A 612-nucleotide genomic window follows, 5' to 3' on the forward strand; every position below is an offset into this window, starting at 1 on the left:
ATAACGCTCGGCGTTTCCGTGGCCCGCAAGGTCACGCGCGCCGCCGTGGTGGCCGATGCGGGCTGGATCCGTGCCTCAATGCATCTGGCGCGGTTCTTTACGAAGGCCGAAGTCAAGGCGTTCCACGTCAACGAGCTGGAGCAGGCGCGCGTCTGGATCAACACCTGAGCGCCGCCTGGCGAATTTGGAAGCGGTCCGGCTGCGCGTCGGAGGGCGATTGACCTGCGCAATCAAGATACCATTGGCATCCGCGCTCCCGCTTGTACTGGCCGCTAAGGGGGCGTTAGCGCCTGTTCGATTTTTCTGAGACCGGTCATTCAAAATTGGCCAAATACTGAAAGGCTCGAATGACCGGACTGGCCGACAAGCAACGCTTGAACATTGCGAATTGAATGGCCGGTTCCCGAGCGGAGCCGACGCTTGAATGTCTGAGCGAAGTTGCTCGCGAATGACGCTTCATGGCCGGCTGCTGCCGCACAGCCGCACAGCCGATGCACGCTTCCTGCGGGAACAGCTCGCGGTAAAGAGTCGGTCTTGCAAAATGGCGTGAAGCCAGGCGCGGCGCGCGAATAGGCGCGAATAAAGGGTTGCGAAACTCCCAGTTTCAATATG

1 protein-coding gene and 1 pseudogene are annotated in these 612 nt (G+C 60.1%); one reads left to right on the top strand and one right to left on the bottom strand.

Annotation, left to right across the window (positions count from 1 at the left end; genetic code table 11):
* Window positions 1-168: SpoIIAA family protein (locus AWB68_RS51045; RefSeq protein ID WP_143282098.1), on the top strand; the 168-nt coding region annotated here is incomplete at its 5' end.
* A gap of 149 nt (window positions 169-317) precedes the next feature.
* Here AWB68_RS51045 and AWB68_RS50690 read toward each other — a convergent pair.
* A pseudogene (locus AWB68_RS50690) lies at window positions 318-612 on the bottom strand (hypothetical protein); the annotation flags it as partial.

Origin of the sequence: Caballeronia choica (assembly GCF_001544535.1) — a bacterium.
Classification (GTDB): Bacteria; Pseudomonadota; Gammaproteobacteria; order Burkholderiales; family Burkholderiaceae; genus Caballeronia; species Caballeronia choica.